This is a genomic window from Xenorhabdus sp. KJ12.1 (assembly GCF_963876495.1).
GTDB lineage: Bacteria > Pseudomonadota > Gammaproteobacteria > Enterobacterales > Enterobacteriaceae > Xenorhabdus > Xenorhabdus stockiae.
In genome coordinates, this window is sequence record NZ_CAWNQH010000116.1 from 124,864 (window position 1) to 140,701 (window position 15,838).

General features: G+C 46.7%; 15 protein-coding genes and 1 riboswitch. Of the genes, 9 read left to right on the forward strand and 6 right to left on the reverse strand.

The window, feature by feature from the left end:
* Positions 1-250: 250 nt before the first annotated feature.
* The 3 genes from AACS92_RS22055 (at position 251) to purD (ending at position 3,756) form a co-directional block, all read left to right on the forward strand.
* Positions 251-517 (forward strand): hypothetical protein, encoded by a 267-nt coding sequence (locus tag AACS92_RS22055; protein ID WP_193756892.1) that lies wholly within the window; start codon positions 251-253, stop codon positions 515-517.
* Between the two features lie 194 nt (positions 518-711).
* Entirely contained in the window at positions 712-2,301 is a 1,590-nt protein-coding gene (gene purH, locus AACS92_RS22060; protein ID WP_099109286.1) for a bifunctional phosphoribosylaminoimidazolecarboxamide formyltransferase/IMP cyclohydrolase, read from the forward strand.
* 156 nt (positions 2,302-2,457) lie between these two features.
* Complete coding sequence (gene purD, locus AACS92_RS22065; protein ID WP_099109279.1) at positions 2,458-3,756, forward strand: phosphoribosylamine--glycine ligase; 1,299 nt, start codon at positions 2,458-2,460, stop codon at positions 3,754-3,756.
* Between the two features lie 50 nt (positions 3,757-3,806).
* On the opposite strand, the gene AACS92_RS22070 is transcribed toward purD, so the two are convergent.
* The 5 genes from AACS92_RS22070 to hemE form a co-directional block, all read right to left on the reverse strand.
* Positions 3,807-4,460, reverse strand: coding sequence for a DUF1481 domain-containing protein (locus tag AACS92_RS22070; protein WP_099109278.1), 654 nt, complete (start codon positions 4,458-4,460; stop codon positions 3,807-3,809).
* Positions 4,461-4,510: 50 nt separating this feature from the next.
* Complete coding sequence (gene hupA / locus AACS92_RS22075) at positions 4,511-4,783, reverse strand: nucleoid-associated protein HU-alpha (protein WP_099109277.1); 273 nt, start codon at positions 4,781-4,783, stop codon at positions 4,511-4,513.
* Positions 4,784-4,967: 184 nt separating this feature from the next.
* On the reverse strand, positions 4,968-5,558 hold the full coding sequence (locus AACS92_RS22080; RefSeq protein ID WP_099109276.1) for a YjaG family protein: 591 nt from the start codon (positions 5,556-5,558) through the stop codon (positions 4,968-4,970).
* 76 nt (positions 5,559-5,634) lie between these two features.
* A complete protein-coding gene (gene nfi, locus AACS92_RS22085) occupies positions 5,635-6,312 on the reverse strand; it encodes a deoxyribonuclease V (protein ID WP_099109275.1) in 678 nt (225 codons plus the stop codon).
* Positions 6,313-6,317: 5 nt separating this feature from the next.
* Positions 6,318-7,382, reverse strand: coding sequence for a uroporphyrinogen decarboxylase (gene hemE, locus AACS92_RS22090; protein WP_099109274.1), 1,065 nt, complete (start codon positions 7,380-7,382; stop codon positions 6,318-6,320).
* A gap of 425 nt (positions 7,383-7,807) precedes the next feature.
* Here hemE and dcp point away from each other — a divergent pair, with 425 nt between their 5' ends.
* Positions 7,808-10,006, forward strand: coding sequence for a peptidyl-dipeptidase Dcp (dcp, locus tag AACS92_RS22095; protein WP_099109273.1), 2,199 nt, complete (start codon positions 7,808-7,810; stop codon positions 10,004-10,006).
* 75 nt (positions 10,007-10,081) lie between these two features.
* On the opposite strand, the gene nudC is transcribed toward dcp, so the two are convergent.
* A complete protein-coding gene (gene nudC / locus AACS92_RS22100) occupies positions 10,082-10,861 on the reverse strand; it encodes an NAD(+) diphosphatase (RefSeq protein ID WP_099109272.1) in 780 nt (259 codons plus the stop codon).
* Positions 10,862-11,120: 259 nt separating this feature from the next.
* Here nudC and AACS92_RS22105 point away from each other — a divergent pair, with 259 nt between their 5' ends.
* The 5 genes from AACS92_RS22105 to thiS all read left to right on the forward strand — a co-directional run bounded on the left by AACS92_RS22105 (position 11,121) and on the right by thiS (position 15,832).
* Positions 11,121-11,795 (forward strand): HAD family hydrolase, encoded by a 675-nt coding sequence (locus AACS92_RS22105; protein WP_099109271.1) that lies wholly within the window; start codon positions 11,121-11,123, stop codon positions 11,793-11,795.
* 81 nt (positions 11,796-11,876) lie between these two features.
* Positions 11,877-12,001: riboswitch (TPP riboswitch) on the forward strand.
* A 142-nt stretch (positions 12,002-12,143) separates the two neighbouring features.
* On the forward strand, positions 12,144-14,129 hold the full coding sequence (gene thiC, locus AACS92_RS22110) for a phosphomethylpyrimidine synthase ThiC (protein ID WP_099109270.1): 1,986 nt from the start codon (positions 12,144-12,146) through the stop codon (positions 14,127-14,129).
* Positions 14,113-14,826, forward strand: a complete 714-nt coding sequence (gene thiE, locus AACS92_RS22115; RefSeq protein ID WP_099109269.1) for a thiamine phosphate synthase — start codon at positions 14,113-14,115, stop codon at positions 14,824-14,826. Before thiC ends, thiE begins: the two co-directional genes overlap by 17 nt.
* Positions 14,820-15,623: a HesA/MoeB/ThiF family protein gene (locus AACS92_RS22120; RefSeq protein WP_099109268.1), complete on the forward strand. Its 804-nt coding sequence runs from the start codon at positions 14,820-14,822 to the stop codon at positions 15,621-15,623. The genes thiE and AACS92_RS22120 overlap by 7 nt, the downstream gene beginning before the upstream one ends.
* Positions 15,620-15,832 carry a sulfur carrier protein ThiS gene (thiS, locus tag AACS92_RS22125; protein WP_099109267.1) on the forward strand — a complete coding sequence of 71 codons (213 nt, stop codon included), beginning with the start codon at positions 15,620-15,622 and terminating at the stop codon, positions 15,830-15,832. Before AACS92_RS22120 ends, thiS begins: the two co-directional genes overlap by 4 nt.
* Positions 15,833-15,838: the final 6 nt, after the last annotated feature.

The following is a 15,838-nucleotide window of genomic DNA, read 5'->3' on the forward strand; positions in this document are numbered from 1 at the left end:
CAAAGCAGCAAGCTGCTTCCTGTTACCGCTCGACTTGCATGTGTTAGGCCTGCCGCCAGCGTTCAATCTGAGCCATGATCAAACTCTTCAATTAAAAGTGTTTGATGCTCAAAGAATCGTTACTGTTAGTTCGTAATGAATTAACTGTTTCAGTCACTCTTCAAGACTTGAATCTTTTTTTGCCTTTCGGCATGTCGATAGTGTCTTGCGAGTGCCCACACAGATTGTCTGATTATATTGTTAAAGAGCAATGGCAACCGAACCTTTCGTTCCGGGTTGCGAGGCTGCGTATCTTACGCTTTTTGCCTCCGGAGTCAAGCGTTTATTTCGCTTTCCTTCCGCTGGCCTTCGCGGCGTGTTGCAGCTCAGCGTCGGTCAGTGGTGGCGCATTATAGGGAGTTTTTCGGCCCTGACAATAGTTTTTTTGAAAAAAATTATCGTTTGCTGCATTACACAGCAAAAGGCCGTTTTATACCAAGTTACACACAATGTTATCAACAGAGCGATATTTTGGTAAAAATTGTCGAGCATCGCGCAAACGTTTGCGTTACAATCTGAGCGGAAAAAATCGCCATGTGCTTTTTTCTGCTTGTTTCGAAATGTTATTGTGAAAAGCTATTTTTTTCTTGAAATGGCGCTTTTCTGACCTAAATGGCAGATGTTTTTCTCAATAACACATTCTTGTTTGATGAAATCCAAGGGATCACACCAATGCAACAGCTTCGTCCAATCCGTCGTGCCCTGCTGAGTGTTTCTGACAAAGCGGGTATTGTTGAATTTGCTAAGGCCTTATCTAATCGCGGTGTTGAACTGCTTTCAACGGGAGGAACTGCTCGCCTGTTGGCTGAGGCAGGTCTGAATGTCACTGAAGTTTCCGACTATACTGGTTTTCCTGAAATGATGGATGGCCGGGTGAAAACACTTCATCCCAAAGTGCATGGCGGCATTCTTGGCAGACGCGGGCAGGATAATGAAGTGATGGAGCAACATCAGATTGCACCGATTGATATGGTGGTCGTTAATCTTTACCCCTTTGCCCAGACCGTCGCGAAACCGGATTGCTCTCTGGAAGATGCTGTAGAGAATATTGATATTGGTGGCCCGACAATGGTTCGCTCTGCGGCCAAAAACCATAAAGATGTTGCGATTGTTGTCAACGCACAGGATTACAACAAGATTATTGAGGAAATGGACAACCATCAGAACTCCCTCACTCAACCCACCCGTTTCGATTTAGCTATCAAAGCGTTTGAGCATACCGCTGCTTATGACAGTATGATTGCCAACTATTTTGGTAAACTGGTTCCGGCTTATCACAGCGATAACGATCAACCATCAGGAAAATTCCCGCGCACACTCAATCTCAACTTTATTAAAAAGCAGGATATGCGCTACGGTGAGAACAGCCATCAGGATGCTGCTTTCTATATAGAAGAGAAGATCACAGAGGCATCTGTCGCTACAGCAACTCAATTACAGGGCAAGGCACTTTCCTATAATAATATCGCAGACACTGATGCCGCTCTGGAATGTGTAAAAACTTTCTCCGAACCCGCCTGTGTTATTGTCAAACATGCTAATCCTTGCGGAGTGGCGATCGGAGCGGATATTCGTACTGCTTATGATCGGGCATTCAAAACCGACCCAACATCTGCATTTGGCGGGATTATCGCGTTTAACCGTGAACTGGATGCTGACACGGCTAAAATCATTATTGAGCGTCAGTTTGTCGAAGTTATTATTGCTCCTTCTATTAATAAAGAAGCACTGCCTATTCTGGCAACCAAACAAAATGTCCGCGTTCTATCATGTGGCGAATGGAATTCAGCGGTTGCCGGTCTGGATTTCAAGCGCGTTAATGGTGGTTTATTGGTACAGGATCGCGATTTAGGCATGGTAACAGAAGCAGAATTGCAGGTTGTTTCCAAACGCCAGCCAACAGAACAGGAAATGCAGGATGCCTTATTTTGTTGGAAAGTGGCTAAATTCGTTAAATCCAATGCTATCGTTTATGCCAAAGATAATATGACTATTGGCATTGGCGCAGGCCAGATGAGCCGAGTTTACTCCGCTAAAATTGCAGGAATTAAGGCCGGTGATGAAGGTCTGGAAGTTCAGGGATGTGCGATGGCTTCTGATGCTTTCTTTCCATTCCGCGATGGTATTGATGCAGCGGCTTCTGTCGGCGTGACTTGCGTGATTCAGCCGGGTGGCTCTATTCGCGATGATGAGGTCATTGCGGCTGCTGATGAACATGGTATTGCCATGATTTTCACCGGAATGCGTCATTTCCGCCACTAACCAGCCCTAACACTTATACCCAATGGATTTTAAGTTGCATCGCGACGGCAAGGAAACTCATCCCCGGGAGCATAGATAACTATGTGACTGGGGTGAGTGAGTGCAGCCAACAAAGAGTCAACTTAAAAGACGAAGGGTATATAATGAGAGATAATAATGAATATACTAATCATCGGTAGTGGTGGACGGGAACACGCACTTGCATGGAAAGCCGCACAATCTCCGCTGGCAGAGTTGGTTTACGTTGCTCCGGGCAATGCAGGAACGGCTCTGGAGCCTAATTTGAAAAATGTGGATATTGCCGCAACAGATATTGAGGGATTACTGGCATTTGCTCAAAGCCACCATATTGATCTCACAATTGTAGGGCCAGAAACACCGCTGGTGATTGGCGTGGTTGATGCTTTCCAGCAGGCTGGGCTGACAATTTTTGGCCCGACTAAAGCCGCCGCGCAATTGGAAGGGTCTAAAGCCTTCACTAAAGATTTCCTTGCTCGCCATCATATTCCAACTGCGGCTTACCAGAATTTCACCGAAATAAATCCCGCGCTCGCTTATCTGGAAAAAACAGGTGCTCCGGTTGTCATTAAGGCCGACGGGCTAGCGGCGGGTAAAGGCGTCGTTGTCGCCATGACAATGGAAGAAGCACAGAATGCAGTTAAAGATATGCTGGCAGGTAATGCGTTTGGCGATGCCGGTCACCGGATTGTTATTGAAGAGTTTCTGGATGGAGAGGAAGCCAGTTTTATTGTCATGGTGGATGGTAAAAATGTAGTTCCTATGGCAACCAGTCAAGATCATAAGCGGGTAGGTGATGGTGATACCGGGCCAAATACTGGTGGAATGGGGGCGTATTCCCCTGCTCCTGTAGTCACGGATGAGGTCCACCAGCGGGTCATGGAAAAAGTCATTTATCCGACCATTAAAGGCATGGCTGCTGAAGGAAATACTTATGTCGGTTTTCTGTATGCCGGTTTGATGATTGATAAACAGGGTGAACCGAAAGTCATCGAATTTAACTGCCGCTTTGGTGATCCTGAAACACAGCCTATTATGATGCGCCTACGCTCCGACTTAGTGGAGCTGTGTCTTGCCGGAGCAAAAGGCCAGTTAGACAGTAAAACCTCTGAGTGGGATAGCCGTTCTGCACTAGGTATCGTGCTAGCTGCAAACGGTTATCCGGCTGATTATTCTAAAGGCGATGTCATTAGTGGCCTGAATCAAGAACCGCAATCCAATGAACCACAAGCGGATGAAAAAGTTTTCCATGCCGGAACAGCGTTGAAAGATAAAGACGTGGTCACTGCCGGTGGCCGTGTTTTGTGTGTTACAGCATTGGGAGACAATATCGCGGAAGCTCAGACAAAAGCCTATCTGAGCGCAGAAAAGATTAACTGGAAAGGCTGCTTTTATCGCAAAGACATTGGCTACCGTGCTATTGCTCGTCTGAAATAACGATATTCAGAAAAAAAGCCAGAAATAAAAAGTCGACGAAAGTAACTGGATTACAGCTTATCTTTCGTCGGCTCCCAAAGACAAAAATCGTCATTGGCAACTAATAATAACTGATTACCTTCTGGTGCTTCCAGCCAGGCAATGGTGAGTATGCCATGACTGTTTTTACTTCTTTCTTCGAGCCATGCCTGTGACTGAGGGTCAAACTCAATAGATATTTTCTCCCCTGAACAGGTAGTCACTTCACCGTTCTGCCAGTGCCCCTGTATCAGTTTTACCTTCCCGGCAATGAGTACATCGCTGGTTTCTTTTATTCGGCTGGCATCAAACAATGACCTGATGATGTCATCGTTGGAAAGTTGCTCACGATGCCCATCAAACTCGCGTTGCATAAAAACAACGTTGTCGTTTTTATCTAACCTCAGGATTTCTTCTGTTGGGTTATTATTAAATACATTGCGGCGCATCTGCCATAAGTGACCCTGACGGTATTCGTAGAAAGTAACAGTGGTGTTTTTGTGTTGGTAAGGGCTGTAAACGCTCATGATAACCTGAGGTTTACTGTTTTGATCATTCAGACGCCATAAGCGGATAACGCCGCCATCGGTAATGAAGCCACTGGCATCGAAAGTGGGTTCTTTCGGCTTGACTGAGCAGGCGCTGAGCAATGAGATTAACCCCAATGCTAACAGCCCCTGTATCATCAACAAAAGGGGCGTTGACTTCCCCTCTTTTTTCTTTTTTCGCAATACGATTACTTGACTGCGTCTTTCAGAGCTTTACCAGCAGAGAAAGCAGGTACGTTTGCAGCTGCAATTTTGATTTCTTTACCAGTCTGTGGGTTACGACCAGTACGCTCTGCACGATGATTAACTTTGAAAGTACCAAAGCCAACCAGTTGTACTGCATCACCGCTTTTCAGAGATTCGGTGATTGCAGCCAAAGTTGATTCCAGGGCAGCTTTAGCCTGAGTTTTGGTCAGATCAGCACCTGCTGCGATTGCATCAACTAATTCAGTCTTATTCATAGATTATCCTTACAGTGTGTTTATCGTTTGCAAAGCATCGAGTGCGACGGATATGCCGATTTGACAGCACCCCTGCATACACGCACCGATAGCCACTTCTTTTCGCCCTCAATTTAGAACAGAGTGAGGGCAAATGTGAAGTCTTTAAATCCGGCAAATCAAGCACTAAGTCACGTTTTATAACTTATTGCTCTAAATTTATGCCGATATTGCTGACTCCGCACTCACGGAGGTCAGCCTTTAATCCTTTAATTAATTCTATGTCCCGTTCTTCGCAGTTCGCCAATAAACGGTAAATCTCCCATTGAATATCCCATTCCTCTTCAATGGCAGGCAATGCCTTTAATTCATCCTCTGTCATTTCCTGACCAGCCTGCGTCATTTCCAGCATGGCGACAGTACGGATGGATATTTCACTGACGGCTATTGCATGCTCTAACGTTGAACCACTCAAACGCGAATGAATGACTTCACCTAATGCAATACACGCATCAATTGCTGGATACACACCATAAATATCATAGCTATCTGCTGATGGGATAATGGCTTCCAATTTTTCCAGCTGGTTATCAAAATTTACTTTTGCATCTTTGACAACTAATGTTTCCCACACCAGATCAAGAATTCGGCGATATTGTGCAGGATCAACAAACTCAGTCTGATGGCAAAACGTGTGATAATTCGGATACATCCGCTCACATAGACTAGCCATAAAAGTTAGATGTTGCCAACTTTCAAGCTTCTCCAACCTCAGGTGAATCGGGTTTCTTAACATTAGTCGTTACTCATGATGCCTAATTTGCGCCGAAGTTTACCTGAAAATCAAGAATATCCACATATTTCCGCCTCAATTAAAGACTTTTCTGCATTGTTTGCCTAAAAAACGCTCTATTTGAGGCTATTCCATCAGCCCAACGGGTCGGTTCAGGTAACCTATATCCTTTCATACAGTGTTCAACCCAACCAATGGCGCTGTCAATATTGACCTTATGACCAATGGAAATATAGAGTGGATTACACCTTTTTTTACTCCGCCAGACCAAACCTATCTGTTCACCATGATCGATCAGTGGCTGACGGCTTCCTACCACTTCTCCGACAGGAGCATGTTCACCACAAAGGCGACTTTTAGCTACCCCGATTGTCGGAACATCCACCAACAACCCAAAATGGCTGGCAATGCCGAAACGTCTTGGGTGAGCTATCCCCTGACCATCAACCATCACCAAATCAGGACGTAAGTTTAACTTACCCCATGCTGCGATCAATGCCGGATATTCACGAAATGAGAGTAAACCGGGAATATAGGGAAGTACAGTCGCCATTCTCGCGATCTGGTATTCTGCCAGCTTAAGAGAGGGATAATGTAAAACAGCGATGGCGGCACGGGTTATCGTGCCGTTTTCTTCAAACCCAACGTCAGCACCTGCAATGAATTCCGGGATAAAAGAAGCTGGCAGCACATCATGGCGAATCACCAATTGTGCTTTCTCTATCTGTTCTTGACGTAGTGCTTTAGTGTTGTACATAGATTTTATTGATGGTATTTCGCTGATAACCGGTGCACTGCTTCGACAAAAGCCCCTGCATGCTCTGGCGGAACGTCCTGATGAATACCATGCCCCAGATTGAAAACATGCCCATTACCTGTACCAAAGTCTTGCAGGATAGTCGAAACTTCCTGTTCAATCCGCGCTGGCTGAGCATACAGCATAGATGGGTCCATATTCCCCTGTAGGGCGACTTTATCTCCGACACGACGGCGTGCATCAGCAATATTCGTTGTCCAGTCCAGCCCAAGAGCATCACAGCCAGTTGCAGCCATCGCCTCAAGCCATTGCCCTCCCCCTTTTGTAAATAGGGTGACAGGTACTCTACGGCCCTCATGCTCGCGGATCAGCCCATCGACAATCTTATGCATATATCGCAGGGAAAACTCCTGATAATCGCGCTGGGACAAAACTCCGCCCCACGTATCGAAAATCATGACAGATTGTGCGCCTGCTTTAATCTGAGCATTCAGATATAGAATAACGCTATCAGCCAATTTATCCAGCAACAGATGAAGTATCGCCGGCTCAGCATACATCATGGCTTTGATCTTAGTAAACGCCTTACTGCTTCCGCCTTCGACCATATAGGTTGCCAGTGTCCACGGGCTGCCGGAAAAACCAATCAGAGGAACCTGCCCTGCCAGTGCCTTGCGTATCGCACGGACAGCATCCATGACATAACCCAGCTCCATCTCCGGATCAGGAATAGGTAACATTTCTACATCAGCATGGTTAAGGATTGGCGACTGAAAACGCGGGCCTTCACCAGCTTCGAAATACAACCCTAATCCCATTGCATCAGGAATGGTCAAAATATCGGAAAACAGAATGGCCGCATCCAGAGGAAAACGTCGCAAAGGCTGAAGAGTCACTTCACAGGCCAGTTCAGTATTTTTGCATAACGAGATGAAATCTCCCGCCTCCTGCCGTGTTGCTTTATATTCAGGTAAATATCGTCCTGCCTGCCGCATCATCCATACCGGAGTGATATCAACTGGCTGACGCAATAAGGCACGCAGATAACGGTCGTTTTTCAACTCATTCATGACAGGCTCCCTTGATTATCGACAAAAAGCGCCCGCATGATAACACGTCAAAAGCCTAACTTCCGTCGTGACTGCCAATAAATAAACGTTCGGTCATCAATCAACAACCTAAGATGAAAAAAATTTATGTATGGGTTCACAAAACCAGGAACAAGAGCTAGGCACTCCGGTCTATTGCTCTCATTATGTTAACCTTGTGTTACAGATATGTAGCGCACAGGCAATCTGGTATCTCACATTGCCATAATCCTTCACCGTTCGCGCTTTTCAGTTAATCGTTGGATGAATTGGTTTACGTTAGTTAATTGACAGTCGTTAATGGGCTTTAGTTAAGCGGCCATCGTCACTCGACTGTCTCAAAGCTCTTATAAAGTCATTTTTATTGATAAATAACCTATAAAATTTACATGGAGGAGTTTCGACTGATGCGTTTATCCATTTTAGTACTGGCTATTGGCTTAGCATTAGGCACTCAGGCACAAGCCGAAGAAAATAAACGGGGCTCTGGCCACACTAGCGTATCTGGTGGTCAGATAAAGGAGGTAAGTGTGATCAATGAAGTTGACCAACAACAAGATAAGAATAATCCTTTCTTCTATACCAGCGTACTCCCCTTCCAGGCTCCTCCGTTTGATAAAATAAAAGAAACAGACTACTCACCTGCAATCACGGCCGGTATTAAACAGAAGCTGGAAGAAGTGGAGAAGATCGCCAATAATCCCGCCCCGCCTGACTTTGAAAATACCTTTATCGCACTGGAGAAATCCGGCACAACGCTGGAGCGGGTAACAAACGTATTTTGGGCGATGACCTCAGCCAATACGACTGACGGGTTACAAAAACTCAGTGAGGAAATGTCACCAAAGCTGGCGGCAATGAATGATGAGATTATGCTGAACAGTAAACTGTTCAATCGCATCAAAACCATTTACCAACAGCGCGAAAAACTGAATCTGGACGCAGAATCGCTCCGTCTGGTAGAAGTCATTTATAAGCAATTCGAATTAGCGGGTGCCAATTTATCTGATGCTGACAAAATAAAAATGAAAGCATTAAATCAGGAATCGGCAACCCTTCGTACTCAATTTACCAATAAATTGTTAGCAGCAACCAAAGATGGCGCTCTGACGATTAAGGATAAAACTCTGCTGGCCGGGCTATCCGATGGCGAAATGGCTGCGGCTGCACAGGCTGCCAGTGAGCGTAAGCTGGATAATCAATGGTTGTTCGTATTACAGAACACAACCCAACAACCGATTCTGCAAGATCTGAAAGATCGCGATACACGTAAGGCGTTATTCGAAGCATCGTGGAACCGAGCGGAAAAAGGGGATGATAACGACACACGCCAAACGCTGTCCCGATTAGCGAAAATCCGTGCTGAGCAGGCTAAGATACTAGGTTTCAAAGATTACGCATCATGGAAGCTGCAAAGCCAGATGGCAAAAACACCGGAAGTCGCATTGAAGTTTTTACGTGATATTGTCCCTGCTGCAACTGCACGCGCTGAACGTGAAGCAAAAGATATTCAGGCCGTGATTGACCAGCAAAAAGGCGGCTTCAAAGTGGAAGCATGGGATTGGCCGTTCTATGCCGAACAGGTACGCAAGGCAAGGTATGATTTGGATGAGTCCCAGATTAAGCCCTATTTCGAACTGAATAACGTCCTGAATAACGGCGTGTTCTACGCCGCCAACCTGCTATATGGCATTACCTTTAAAGAGCGTAAAGACATTCCGGTTTATCATCCCGATGTCCACGTGTATGAAGTTTTCGATAAGGACGGGCAACAACTGGCGTTGTTCTATTCCGATTACTTTAAGCGTGACAATAAAGCCGGTGGCGCCTGGATGAGTAATTTTGTCGATCAGTCCAGACTCTTCGGAACCAAACCGGTAATTTACAACGTTGCCAACTTTACTAAACCGGCTCCGGGCCAGCCAGCACTGTTATCGTATGATGACGTGATCACAATATTTCATGAATTTGGACATGCATTACACGGCATGTTTGCTGATCAGGAATACCCGACTCTGTCAGGAACCAGTACTGCTCGTGACTTTGTGGAATTCCCGTCACAAATTAATGAATACTGGGCCCGTGATCCCAAGGTATTTGCGAATTACGCCAGACATTACCAAACTGGCGAAGTCATGCCGCAGGCACTGATGGATAAAATCAATCAGGCGGATAAGTTTAACAAAGGTTATCAAATGACCGAGTTACTATCAGCCGCACTGCTGGATATGCACTGGCATATGCTGGCCGCAGATAAGCCGCAGCAGGATGTGAATAAATTTGAAGCCGCGTCTTTGCAAGAAGACAATATCCACCTCAACTACGTGCCACCGCGCTACCGTTCCAGTTACTTCAAACACATTTGGGGCGGTGGTTATGCTGCCGGTTATTATGCCTATCTGTGGACAGAAATGCTGGCCGACGATGCGTTTGCATGGTTTACCGAGCATGGCGGTCTGACAAAAGAAAACGGTCAGATTTTCCGCGATAAGATACTGTCACGCGGTAATAGTACAGATCTGGAAAAACTGTATATCGACTGGCGAGGTAAGCCACCAAGTACTGAATCTATGCTGAAAAACCGGGGTCTTACGGAACAAAAATAATCAAATATAGTTAAAGGCTGAGAGTTACCTGATAGAAAAAATCGGGTAACTCTCATGATTTGTAAGTATTCACTATCAATACTGGCGACAGCTCTGACGACATAGTGCGACCGTTTCCTCAATCAGACGGCGGGCAATCGTATCAGGCCCGGGGATCAGGGGAAGATCATCATATCGATACCAATCCGCACTGATCAGCTCAACGGGGTCATGTTCAATATCACCACTCTCATAATCAGCCAGAAACCCCATCATCAATGAATGAGGAAAAGGCCACGGTTGAGAAGTCACATAACGCAGGTTACGGATTTTTATTCCACTCTCTTCCATCACCTCACGATGTACCGTCTCCTCCAGTGTTTCACCCACTTCCACAAACCCAGCCAGCACGGTATGAATACCATTGCGATGACGCTGATGTTGTGCCAGTAGAATGTGATCTTCACGGCGGATACCCACAATAATGCAGGGAGCAATTTGCGGATAATAGCGTTCATCGCAATGGTGGCACAGGCAGGCCCACTCGTGCTCAGTCTGCTGCATTTCATGACCGCAATACCCACAGTAACGATGTGAGCGGTAAAACTCCGCCAACTGGACTCCGCGCCCTACCAACTGAAATAATTGAGGATCCTGTTCTGCAATCCGGCGGGGAGAATACATCTCTGATGCCATCTTATGACGGATGAGCCACACTACTTCTCCCAACCACTCGCCAATCACGTAGGCGACAAGGCCCTGCAATGACCAGCTCTCAGCAGTACCCAGTGGTAAGTCTCCCTGCGGAAGCCAAACTCTGTTTTCAAGACTGACAATCCACCAGCCTCGTTCTATACCTGTCAGTTTTTTTTGCATCATTGGTTCCATCATGTGTTGTGTCATATGCTGCGTTAATTAAGAATATATTAACCAAGTCAGTGTTAATTAAATGTTAACCAAGATTAACATCATTACAGCATACTCCTCTTCATCGTATTCTGTCTGCAATCTGTTATATTAACAATGCTTCTGAATGTGCATATTTTCGGGTGTTCATTAAGCCGTAGCAATAAAATATTTGATTCTCTTTCAATCGACCTTATCCTGTCGATTTCAGATTTGAGGAATAACAACTATGTCACAGCAGGTTGCCATATTTGATCTGGACGACACCCTGATCCGTGGGGATTCCAGTCTACTCTGGACGAATTATTTATGGGAAAAGCAGATCATTACTGACCCCCGCTTTATAGAAGCAGACCAGAAAATGATATCGGATTACAGTGCAGGGAAACTGAATATGCAGGAATATCTGTCAGTCAGTTTACAAGCCCTCTGCCAAATACCCCATGAACAAGTTGATATCTGGCTGACAGATTTTGTAGAAACGACAATCAAACCTCTCTTCTACCCCGCAGCGAAAACACAATTAGATATTTACCGCCAACAAAATATTCCCGTCATTATCATTTCTGCTACTGTTTCTTTCGTGGTGAAAAAAATCGCGGCTGTATTTGGCGTAAAAACCGCCATGGGGATTGATATGGTCATGAAAGATGGCTGTTATACCGGCGATATTGAAGGTGTCCCAACTTTCCGGGAAGGGAAAGTTACCCGCTTACAGCAATGGCTGACAGAACAGAATTTATCGCCACAACATATCTCTTTTTACACAGACTCATCGAACGACTTGCCGATGTGTTTCTTTGCCAGTGAAGTATTTACCGTGAATCCGGATGTAAAATTGCAGTCAGCAGCAGAAAAACATGGTTGGAAGCAATTGAGCTGGGCGTTAGCGCCACGGAATTAATATTAATACCTGACATCGGGCCAATACAAAAGGCTCGGTTTTCCGGTTGCAGTTTCCATAATCCCCTTTATACTCTGGGGTGTTTTCTTGTCGGAGTGCCTAGCGTTCAGCGTATATCACGGTGGACACAGGCTGAGACCGTTTATTCGGGATCCGCAGAACCTGATCGGGCTAATACCCGCGAAGGGAACAAGAGTAATCCCTCTGCTGATATGCTTTATTGCTTCTGTACAGATCTTCTGCCAGATAACACTGTTCAGCAATCATCATTACTCCCTGCGAGCTCCAGACAAGCAATTTTCTCAACTTAAGCCTGATTACAGGCGATCACACAGTCAGGAATTTGCTATGTCTAATGCTATTACTAATGATACCGTCACCTCCAGCGCAGATATTATCCCTACAACTGATATCTCCCCTAAAACTCATCCGGCACGTCCACGTAAAGCCCAACGGGATGCCGCACAGGAATTTATCAATTCAATTCAGGGTGTTACCTTCCCCAATTCACGTCGTATCTATCTGGAAGGTTCACGCGAGGATATTCAGGTTCCTATGCGTGAAATTCAGGTATCTCCTACACTGGTTGGCGGGACAAAAGAAGCGCCCCAATTTGAGGAAAATGAACCCGTACCTGTTTATGATACTTCCGGCCCTTATGGCGACCCTGAAGCCGTACTGGACGTACACGCAGGTTTACAGAAAATCCGCCAGCCGTGGATTGAAGAGCGCAATGACACAGAGCCTGTCACAACCCTCAGCTCTGATTTTACCCAACAGCGCCTAGCGGATGCCGGACTGGATCATCTGCGTTTTCACCATCGTCCCCACCCTTTGAAAGCGAAAATTGGCGAACGCGTTACCCAATTACACTACGCTCGTAAAGGCATTATCACGCCGGAGATGGAATTTATCGCCCTGCGGGAAAATATGGGGCGTGAACGTATCCGCGGTGAAGTGCTTCTCCAGCAGCATCCGGGGCAAAGTTTCGGTGCCAACTTACCGGAAAACATTACGCCGGAATTTGTGCGACAGGAAGTCGCTGCGGGCCGTGCGATTATTCCTGCCAACATTAACCACCCAGAATCTGAACCGATGATTATCGGGCGCAATTTTCTGGTGAAAGTGAATGCCAATATCGGTAATTCTTCCGTCACCTCTTCCATTGAAGAAGAAGTTGAGAAGCTGATCTGGTCTACCCGCTGGGGCGCGGATACCGTAATGGATCTTTCCACCGGGCGCTATATCCACGAAACCCGTGAATGGATACTGCGTAATAGCCCGGTGCCAATTGGTACAGTCCCCATCTATCAGGCGCTGGAAAAAGTCAATGGCATTGCGGAAAACCTGACGTGGGAAATGTTCCGCGATACGTTACTGGAACAGGCGGAACAGGGAGTCGATTACTTTACTATTCATGCCGGCGTTCTGCTGCGCTATGTTCCGATGACCGCCAAACGACTGACAGGCATTGTTTCCCGTGGTGGCTCCATTATGGCGAAATGGTGTCTCTCTCATCATCAGGAAAACTTCCTCTATACCCATTTCCGTGAAATTTGTGAAATCTGTGCCGCCTACGATGTTTCCCTTTCTCTGGGAGACGGCTTACGTCCCGGTTCCATTCAGGATGCCAATGATGAAGCACAGTTTTCCGAACTACATACACTGGGTGAACTGACCAAAATCGCCTGGGAATATGATGTTCAGGTGATGATCGAAGGGCCGGGACATATTCCGATGCAATTAATCCGCCGCAATATGACGGAAGAACTGGAACACTGCCACGAAGCGCCTTTCTACACATTAGGGCCACTGACAACCGATATCGCGCCGGGTTATGACCATTTCACCTCCGGTATTGGTGCAGCTATGATTGGCTGGTTCGGCTGTGCCATGCTCTGTTATGTCACGCCTAAAGAGCACCTTGGCCTGCCAAACAAAGAAGATGTGAAACAAGGGCTAATCACGTACAAAATCGCAGCTCATGCGGCAGATTTAGCGAAAGGCCATCCCGGTGCTCAAATCCGCGATAACGCCATGTCAAAAGCGCGTTTTGAATTCCGCTGGGAAGACCAGTTTAATCTGGCCCTTGATCCTGACACCGCCCGCGCTTATCACGATGAAACATTACCTCAGGAATCCGGTAAAGTTGCCCATTTCTGCTCCATGTGCGGGCCGAAATTCTGCTCAATGAAAATTACACAGGATGTGCGGGACTATGCCGCAAAACTGGAACAACAATCGGGTATGGAACAGATGTCCGAAGAATTTCGGATACATGGCAGCGAACTGTATCACCGGGCTGAGGATATCAACGATGTTAAATCAGTCTGAAGCGATTTTATCTGAAACCGTTTGCCCTGAAACAGCCTCCTTTGCTCCAACCGAACACCGGTTGGGGTTATATCCCGTGGTGGACTCACTGATATGGATTGAGCGGTTACTGGAAGCCGGTATCAGAACGCTGCAACTGCGTATTAAAGATCTGCCCGAAGATCAGGTAGAGCATGACATTCGGCAGGCGATTGCGTTAGGGAAGCAATACAACGCGCGCCTGTTTATCAACGACTACTGGCGTCTGGCAATCAAACACCATGCTTATGGCGTTCATCTGGGGCAGGAGGATTTAGATATTGCTGATCTCAGTGCCATCCGACAAGCCGGGCTTCGGCTGGGGATCTCCACTCATGACGAGCAGGAACTGGCGCGGGCAAAAGCCTTGCGCCCATCCTACATTGCACTGGGGCATATCTTCCCGACCACAACCAAAGAGATGCCCTCATCACCACAGGGTTTAATCGCCCTGAAACATCAGGTAGCACTCACCCCTGAATTCCCGACAGTGGCTATTGGTGGTATTTCACTGGAACGAGTCCCTGATGTGGTCGCGACCGGTGTCGGTGGTGTAGCGCTGGTCAGTGCTATCACCAAAGCAAAAGACTGGCGACAGGCGACAGCCAGGTTGCTTCATTTAGTTGAAGGGACATCTGACAAAAACGTTGAAGAAAATGATCGGAGGCGCTTATGTTGAACGATCAGGAATTTATGCGATACAGCCGTCAATTATTACTGGAAGATATCGGCCCGGACGGGCAGGAAAAATTAAAAAACGGCAAAGTGTTAATCGTCGGGATGGGGGGATTAGGCTCTCCTGCCTCACTCTACCTCGCGGCAGCAGGAGTAGGGCACCTTTATCTTGCCGATGATGACAAATTACATATTTCAAATCTGCAACGTCAGATCCTCTATCGCACGGCTGATATTCCCGCAGGTAAGGCCACTCTGGCGGCACAAAAACTGGCTGATCTGAACCCATTGGTTAATACAACCGTTATTAATGAACGACTGGATAAAAAATCACTGACAAACCTCGTCCGGCAGGTCGATCTGATACTGGATTGTAGCGATAACATGGCAACCCGACATGCTATTAACGCCGCCTGTATCGAAACTGGTAAACCTCTTATCAGTGGCAGCGCCGTCGGTTTCAGTGGTCAGTTGATGGTATTCGAACCACCTTATCAGCATGGCTGCTATGCCTGCCTCTATCCCGATCAGGAAGAGCCTCAGCGTAACTGCCGCACTGCGGGTGTTTTAGGGCCGGTGGTCGGTGTGATTGGAACGTTACAGGCGCTGGAAGCCATTAAAATGCTGGCGGGTCTCCCTTCTTATCTGAATGGAAAACTGCGACTGTTTGATGGCAGAAAACAGAACTGGAGTACGTTACAACTAACCCCCTCACCACAATGTCCGGTATGCGGAACACGCCCAATCATTGATAAAACTGCAGGCACAGATAAAACCGTTTCAGGAACAGAAATCGCATGAACATTATTGTCAACGATCAAACGATCACATTGGATACGCCGACAGATAATCCCATGACAGTTCAGCAATTACTGGAACATATGCAACGTACCCAGTCAGGTACTGCACTGGCTATTAACCAGACCATCATCCCCCGCTCAGAATGGCGCACCCACCAGCTCAATGACGGGGATAATATCCTGCTGTTTCAGGCCATTGCGGGGGGCTAATGCCGG

Coding starts and splice junctions, on each gene's coding strand:
- AACS92_RS22120 (WP_099109268.1), top strand. CDS start 14,820: ATGTTGAACGATCAGGAATTTATGCGATACAGCCGTCAATTATTACTG.
- AACS92_RS22055 (WP_193756892.1), top strand. CDS start 251: ATGGCAACCGAACCTTTCGTTCCGGGTTGCGAGGCTGCGTATCTTACG.
- nudC (WP_099109272.1), bottom strand. CDS start 10,861: ATGCAAAAAAAACTGACAGGTATAGAACGAGGCTGGTGGATTGTCAGT.
- AACS92_RS22070 (WP_099109278.1), bottom strand. CDS start 4,460: ATGATACAGGGGCTGTTAGCATTGGGGTTAATCTCATTGCTCAGCGCC.
- purH (WP_099109286.1), top strand. CDS start 712: ATGCAACAGCTTCGTCCAATCCGTCGTGCCCTGCTGAGTGTTTCTGAC.
- AACS92_RS22080 (WP_099109276.1), bottom strand. CDS start 5,558: ATGTTAAGAAACCCGATTCACCTGAGGTTGGAGAAGCTTGAAAGTTGG.
- AACS92_RS22105 (WP_099109271.1), top strand. CDS start 11,121: ATGTCACAGCAGGTTGCCATATTTGATCTGGACGACACCCTGATCCGT.
- dcp (WP_099109273.1), top strand. CDS start 7,808: ATGCGTTTATCCATTTTAGTACTGGCTATTGGCTTAGCATTAGGCACT.
- thiE (WP_099109269.1), top strand. CDS start 14,113: ATGTTAAATCAGTCTGAAGCGATTTTATCTGAAACCGTTTGCCCTGAA.
- hupA (WP_099109277.1), bottom strand. CDS start 4,783: ATGAATAAGACTGAATTAGTTGATGCAATCGCAGCAGGTGCTGATCTG.
- purD (WP_099109279.1), top strand. CDS start 2,458: ATGAATATACTAATCATCGGTAGTGGTGGACGGGAACACGCACTTGCA.
- thiS (WP_099109267.1), top strand. CDS start 15,620: ATGAACATTATTGTCAACGATCAAACGATCACATTGGATACGCCGACA.
- thiC (WP_099109270.1), top strand. CDS start 12,144: ATGTCTAATGCTATTACTAATGATACCGTCACCTCCAGCGCAGATATT.
- hemE (WP_099109274.1), bottom strand. CDS start 7,382: ATGAATGAGTTGAAAAACGACCGTTATCTGCGTGCCTTATTGCGTCAG.
- nfi (WP_099109275.1), bottom strand. CDS start 6,312: ATGTACAACACTAAAGCACTACGTCAAGAACAGATAGAGAAAGCACAA.